The sequence below is a fragment of the Pseudomonas sp. GZD-209 genome, from assembly GCF_049310485.1.
GTDB classification, from domain to species: Bacteria; Pseudomonadota; Gammaproteobacteria; order Pseudomonadales; family Pseudomonadaceae; genus Aquipseudomonas; species Aquipseudomonas sichuanensis.
On the sequence record NZ_JBMOWQ010000063.1, the window covers coordinates 1 to 5,949 of the forward strand.

At 66.1% G+C, this 5,949-nt stretch carries 4 protein-coding genes; 3 read left to right on the forward strand and 1 reads right to left on the reverse strand.

What is annotated here, in order from left to right; translation table 11 throughout:
• The first annotated feature begins 254 nt into the window (after positions 1 to 254).
• Both ACO6VM_RS09650 and ACO6VM_RS09655 read left to right on the forward strand, forming a co-directional pair.
• On the forward strand, positions 255 to 383 hold the full coding sequence (locus ACO6VM_RS09650) for a hypothetical protein (RefSeq protein WP_256671375.1): 129 nt from the start codon (positions 255 to 257) through the stop codon (positions 381 to 383).
• A gap of 98 nt (positions 384 to 481) precedes the next feature.
• Complete coding sequence (locus ACO6VM_RS09655; RefSeq protein WP_401056488.1) at positions 482 to 1,681, forward strand: MFS transporter; 1,200 nt, start codon at positions 482 to 484, stop codon at positions 1,679 to 1,681.
• Between the two features lie 43 nt (positions 1,682 to 1,724).
• Here ACO6VM_RS09655 and ydiJ read toward each other — a convergent pair whose 3' ends face one another.
• On the reverse strand, positions 1,725 to 4,745 hold the full coding sequence (gene ydiJ, locus ACO6VM_RS09660; RefSeq protein ID WP_401056490.1) for a D-2-hydroxyglutarate dehydrogenase YdiJ: 3,021 nt from the start codon (positions 4,743 to 4,745) through the stop codon (positions 1,725 to 1,727).
• 230 nt (positions 4,746 to 4,975) lie between these two features.
• Here ydiJ and ACO6VM_RS09665 point away from each other — a divergent pair, with 230 nt between their 5' ends.
• Positions 4,976 to 5,860, forward strand: a complete 885-nt coding sequence (locus ACO6VM_RS09665) for a LysR substrate-binding domain-containing protein (RefSeq protein ID WP_401056492.1) — start codon at positions 4,976 to 4,978, stop codon at positions 5,858 to 5,860.
• Positions 5,861 to 5,949: the final 89 nt, after the last annotated feature.

The window sequence follows — 5,949 nt, forward strand, 5'->3', positions numbered from 1 at the left end:
TTCCGCCGCCCCCCCCTCCCCCCCCCCCCCCCTCCCCCCCCCTCCCCCCCCCCCCCCCCCCCCCCCCCCCCCCCCCCCCCCCCCCCCCCCCCGCCACCTACACTTCAGCCGTCCGATATCCGCCCGCAAAAACCGAACCGCGGGGCGGAAAAATCTCAAACTGTCATCCTCACTGCTGTATCCTGCCCCTGCTTTTCGAAGCCACACACGCGCCACGCGCAGTCTTTTCACTCACACTTGCGAGGAACGACGAGATGCATGAAATCCCGAATCTTCCCTTCCCAAGCCTGAACCCCGAAGAGCAATCCGTTGCCGCCCACGCCGAACCGACGCCTGCCGTCGAACCGCACGGTGACGATCAATCCAGCGCTGACCAGGAATAACCGCGCAGACCCCGACAGTGTGAAAACGGCTGGCATGTGGGAAAATCCCCGCCATCGCGTTTTCACACCGTCCAGAACCTCTACCCATCGAAGGCCCCATGCCCGATTCACCGCGCCCCCTTGCGGTCACCCTGCAAGTTGTCTCGATCGTCCTCTTCACCTTCATCGGCTACCTGAACATCGGCATCCCCCTTGCCGTGTTGCCGGGCTATGTGCACAACCAACTGGGTTTCAGCGCCGTCATCGCCGGCCTGGTGATCAGTGTACAGTACCTGGCCACCCTGCTCAGCCGCCCCACCGCCAGCCGCATCATCGACAACCTCGGCAGCAAGAAAGCCGTGATGTGGGGCCTGGCCGGTTGCGGCCTGAGCGGCGTATTCATGCTCGCCTGCCACTTCCTCACGCCCTGGCCCTGGCTGAGCCTGACCTGCCTGCTGATCGGCCGCCTGGTGCTGGGCAGCGCGGAAAGCCTGGTGGGCTCGGGTTCGATTGGCTGGGGCATCGGCCGGGTCGGCTCGCAGAACACCGCCAAGGTAATTTCCTGGAACGGCATCGCCAGTTATGGCGCACTGGCCATCGGCGCGCCGCTCGGGGTGCTGATGGTCAAGCACCTTGGGCTGTGGAGCATGGGCGCGAGCATCATCCTGCTGGGTGTGCTCGGCCTGCTGCTGGCCTGGCCCAAGCGCGCAGCGCCGGTGGTCAGCGGGGTGCGCCTGCCCTTCCTGCAAGTACTGGGCAAGGTGTTCCCCCATGGCTCGGGGCTGGCCCTGGGCTCGATTGGCTTTGGCACCATCGCCACCTTCATCACCCTGTACTACGCCAGCCGCGACTGGTCCAACGCAGCGCTGACCCTGAGCCTGTTCGGCGCCAGCTTCATCAGTGCACGGCTGCTGTTCGGCAACATGATCAACCGGCTGGGTGGTTTTCGCGTGGCAATCGTTTGCTTGTCGGTAGAAACCCTGGGGTTGCTGATGCTGTGGCTGGCACCGAGCGCCGAGATGGCCCTGGCCGGCGCGGCGCTCAGTGGCTTCGGGTTCTCGCTGGTGTTCCCGGCGCTGGGCGTCGAGGCGGTGAACCAGGTATCGGCGGCCAACCGCGGCGCAGCGGTGGGGGCTTACTCGCTGTTCATCGACCTGTCGCTGGGGATCACCGGGCCGCTGGTGGGCGCGGTGGCGGCGGGGTTCGGCTTTGCATCGATGTTCCTGTTTGCGGCAGGGGCGTCGGCGTGCGGGCTGGTGTTGAGCCTGTATCTGTACCGGCAGAAAGCATCGCGGGGCAAGCCCGCTCCCACGCAGTGAATTGGCCGTGGGAGCGGGCTTGACCCGCGATGACTCACAGTGATCAGCGCTGCGCGAACTGCAGCACCACCTCCAGCGGATGGCGCAACTGCTTCTCGGTCATGCGCTTGACCTGGCTGCGGCACGAATAACCGGTCGCCAGCGCCTCGCCGTCCTTGTCCAGCTTGGTCGCCCAGGACTGCTCGAAGATGGTCTTCGAGGTTTGCTGGTTACGCGCCTCATGCCCATAGGTCCCCGACATGCCACAGCACCCCGTGGCCTCGGTGACCAGCTTCAGGCCCATCCGCGCGAACACCTGCTCCCACTGCCTGGTACTGGCCGGCACATTGGTCTTCTCGGTGCAGTGGGCCATCAGGCGGTAGCTGCCAGCCTTGGCCGGCGCCTGCTCGGGCAGCACGTCCATCAGCCATTCCTGGGGCAGCAGCACTTGCGGGCAGCCCTCCAGGCCGTCGACCTTCTGGTACTCCTGGCGATACACCAGGGTCATCGCCGGGTCCAGCCCCACCAGCGGCACACCGCAGTCGGCCAGGGCCTTGAGCTGAGTACCGTTGCGGATGGCCGCCTTGGCGAAGGCGCCGAGGAAGCCCTGTACATGCAGCGGCTTGCCATTGGCGCTGTACGGCGCCAGGAACACCTTGTGCCCCAGGCGATGGGCCAGCTCGATGAACGAGGCCAGCAACGGCGTCTCGAAGTAACGGGTAAAGGCATCCTGCACCAGCACGATGCTGCGCTCGCGCTGGGCCGGGGTCAGTTCGCGCAGCGCCGGCACGCTGGCCACCTGCACGCGGCAGCGGGTCAGGGTGGACTGGAAGTTGAAGCGGCTGATCAGCGGGCTGTCGACCATGCCGACCTGGTCCGCCAGCAGCTTGCTCACCCACTTCGAACCCATCACCGCGTTGTACAGGCCGGGGGCGTGGGCCAGGTACGGAATGCTGAACTCCAGCGAGCCGATCAGGTAATCGCGCAGCGGGCGCTGATAGCGGCCGTGGTACAGCTCGAGGAAGCGCGAGCGGAAGTCCGGCACGTTGACCTTGATCGGGCACTGCCCCGCGCAGGACTTGCACGCCAGGCAGCCGGCCATGGCGTCGTACACCTCGTGGGAGAAGTCTTGCTGCCCCTGCTGCTGCGCACGGCGGTTACGCAGCCGGGCTGGCAGCCCCTTGAGCCAGGAGGCCTTGCGCTGTGCGGCGGCCAGCACGTCGATGTTGGCCTCGCCCTGCAGGCGCAGCCATTCGCGGATCAGCGAAGCGCGGCCCTTGGGCGAGTGCTGGCGTTCGCGAGTGGCCTTCCACGACGGGCACATGGCGTCGTTGGGGTCGTAGTTGTAGCAGGCACCGTTGCCGTTGCAGTGCACGGCGCTGCCGAAGTCCTGCCAGACGCGCTCGTCGATGGTCCGGTCAAGGTCGCCGCGCAGGGTCACGCCATCCACCGGGGTCAGGCCCTCGGCGCTGTCCGGCGGGGTGCAGATCTTGCCTGGGTTGAGCTGGTTGTGCGGGTCGAACGCGCCCTTCAGGCGCTGCAAGGCCGGGTACAGTTCACCGAAATACTCCGGCACGTACTCCGAGCGCAGGCCCTTGCCATGCTCGCCCCACAGCAGGCCGCCATAGCTTTTGGTCAGTGCCGCCACGGCATCGGAGATCGGCTTGACCAGCGCGGCCTGGGCCGGGTCTTTCATGTCCAGCGCCGGGCGCACGTGCAGCACGCCGGCATCGACATGGCCGAACATGCCGTAGGCCAGGCCATAGCCATCCAGCAGCGCGCGGAAGTCGGCAATGTAGTCGGCCAGCTGCTCCGGGGGCACGGCCGTGTCCTCGACGAACGGCTGCGGGCGCACTTCGCCCTCGACGTTGCCCAGCAGCCCCACCGAGCGCTTGCGCATGACATACACGCGGGTCACCGCCTCGGCGCCTTCGGCCAAGGTGTGGCCCAGGCGCTCGACGCCCTTGTCGGCCTGCAGGTGCGCGACGAAGGCCTGGACCCGGGCATTGACCTCGTCCGGCTCGTCACCGCAGAACTCCACCAGGTTGATGCCCAGGGTCGGGCGCTCAGGGTCGGCCGGGAAGTATTCGGCGACGCTGTGCCAGACGATGTCCTTCATCGCCAGCATCAGCACCTTGGAGTCGACGGTCTCGATCGACAGCGGCTTGTGCGCCATCAGGGCATTGGCGTCGCGCAGGGCGTCCATGAAGCTGGTGTAGCGCACGTTGACCAGCACGGCGTACTTGGGGATCGGCAGCACATTGAGCTTGGCTTCGACCACATAGCCCAGCGAGCCCTCGGCGCCGCACAGCACGCTGTTGAGGTTGAAGCGGCCCTGCTCGTCGCGCAGGTGCGCCAGGTCGTAGCCGGTCAGGCAGCGGTTGAGCTTGGGGAAGGTGCTTTCGATCAGCTCGCCCTGGGTTTCCTGGATCTCGCGGGCCATGCGGTACACCTCGCCCACCCGGCCGGGCGCCGCGCAGGCTTGCTCCAGCGCGGCATCGTCGATCGGCAGGCTATGCAGGCGCTCGCCACCGAGCAGCACGCTGTGCAGTTCGAGCACGTGGTCGCGGGTCTTGCCGTAGGTGCAGCTGCCCTGGCCGCTGGCGTCGGTGTTGATCATGCCGCCCACGGTGGCGCGGTTGGAGGTGGACAGCTCGGGGGCGAAGAACAGCCCGTGGGGCTTGAGCGCTGCGTTGAGCTGGTCCTTGACCGTGCCGGCCTGTACCCGCACCCAGCGCTCCTCGACGTTGATTTCGAGGATCTTGTTCATGTGCCGCGACAGGTCGACGACGATACCGTCGGTCAGCGACTGGCCGTTGGTGCCGGTACCGCCACCGCGCGGGGTGAGCTTGATGCCATGAAAGCGCGGTTCGGCCATCAGCGTGGCGACCCGCGCCACATCGTCGGCGTCCAGCGGGAACACCGCCGCCTGGGGCAGGCGCTGGTAGATCGAGTTGTCGGTGGCCAGCACGGTACGGGTGCCGTAGTCGGCGCTGATCTGGCCACGGAAGCCACTGTTTTTCAGGGCTTCGAGGAATTCAGGGTAGTCGGCGGCAGGTGCACGGGGCAGCAGCTGGGCGATCATCGTTGGATGGCCTCTTGATATGGGCTTGTTCACGGTTTCAGGCGCGGCGCAGTTGTCATCGGGGGAGCAGGCTTGAAGCCATCGCGGGGCAAGCCCGCTCCCACGAATATGAGCGTTTCCTGTTCATCCGGCATGAATGGATCTCAAGCGGATGACGAATGCGCCAATGTTCCTGTAGTTTCGCGCCAGGGGCAAACGGATATTCCTGCCGCTATCGATGAGCTTTATGAATGAATTACCGCCACCTCACCCCTTCGATGTCGCTGCTGCTGGCATTCGAGGCCGCCGCCCGGCATGAAAGCTACACCCGCGCCGCCGCAGAGCTTTCGCTGACGCAAAGCGCGGTGAGCCGCCAGGTGCAGGCACTGGAGCAGCAACTGGGGCTTACCCTGTTCCGCCGCGAGGGCCGCCAGGTACAGCTGACCGACGTTGGCCGCCTGTACCAACGCGAGTTGAGCGAGGCGCTGGGGCGCATCCGCAGTGCCACCTTGCAGGCGTTGGCCTATCAGTCCGGAGTCGGCACCCTGCGCCTGGCCACCCTGCCGACCTTCGGCTCGAAATGGCTGCTGCCACGCCTGCATGCCTTCTACAGCGCCCACCCGGGGATGCTGGTGCATATTCATTCACGTATCGAAGCGATCAATTTCGACACCAGTGAGATCGACGCGGCCATCGGCGTGGCCAGCCACGACCTGCCGGGGCTGATCTGCCATCGCCTGCATGCCGAGGAACTGGTGGTGATTCTGCCGCCCGGGGCTGCGGGCGACGAGGCCGACTGGAGCCCAGCGCGAATCAGCGGGCAAGTGCTGTTGAATGTCGCCAACAATCCACATGCCTGGGGCGAATGGTTCTCCTATCACGCCCTGCCCCACCGCGCGATGCGCCTGGGGCCTAGCTTCGAGCTGACCTCGCACCTGATCCAGGCCGTGCGCGCCGGCATCGGCATTGGCCTTGTGCCACGCATTCTGGTGCAGGAAGAACTGACCAATGGAGAACTGTTCAGCCCTGGAGAGCCATTTGCCAGCCAGCGCAGTTACTACCTGATCTATCCGCCGAGGAATGAGGCGCTGCCTTCGTTGCGGGCGTTTCGCAGTTGGCTGCTCGAACAGATCTGAGTCACCCAGCGCCAATACCGACGCCATCGCGGGGGGGGGGGCGCGCTCCAAAAAAAACGACGAGCGAGACGAGTTGGGGCGGGAGGGGA

Coding starts and splice junctions, on each gene's coding strand:
- ACO6VM_RS09665 (WP_401056492.1), top strand. CDS start 4,976: ATGAATTACCGCCACCTCACCCCTTCGATGTCGCTGCTGCTGGCATTC.
- ACO6VM_RS09650 (WP_256671375.1), top strand. CDS start 255: ATGCATGAAATCCCGAATCTTCCCTTCCCAAGCCTGAACCCCGAAGAG.
- ACO6VM_RS09655 (WP_401056488.1), top strand. CDS start 482: ATGCCCGATTCACCGCGCCCCCTTGCGGTCACCCTGCAAGTTGTCTCG.
- ydiJ (WP_401056490.1), bottom strand. CDS start 4,745: ATGATCGCCCAGCTGCTGCCCCGTGCACCTGCCGCCGACTACCCTGAA.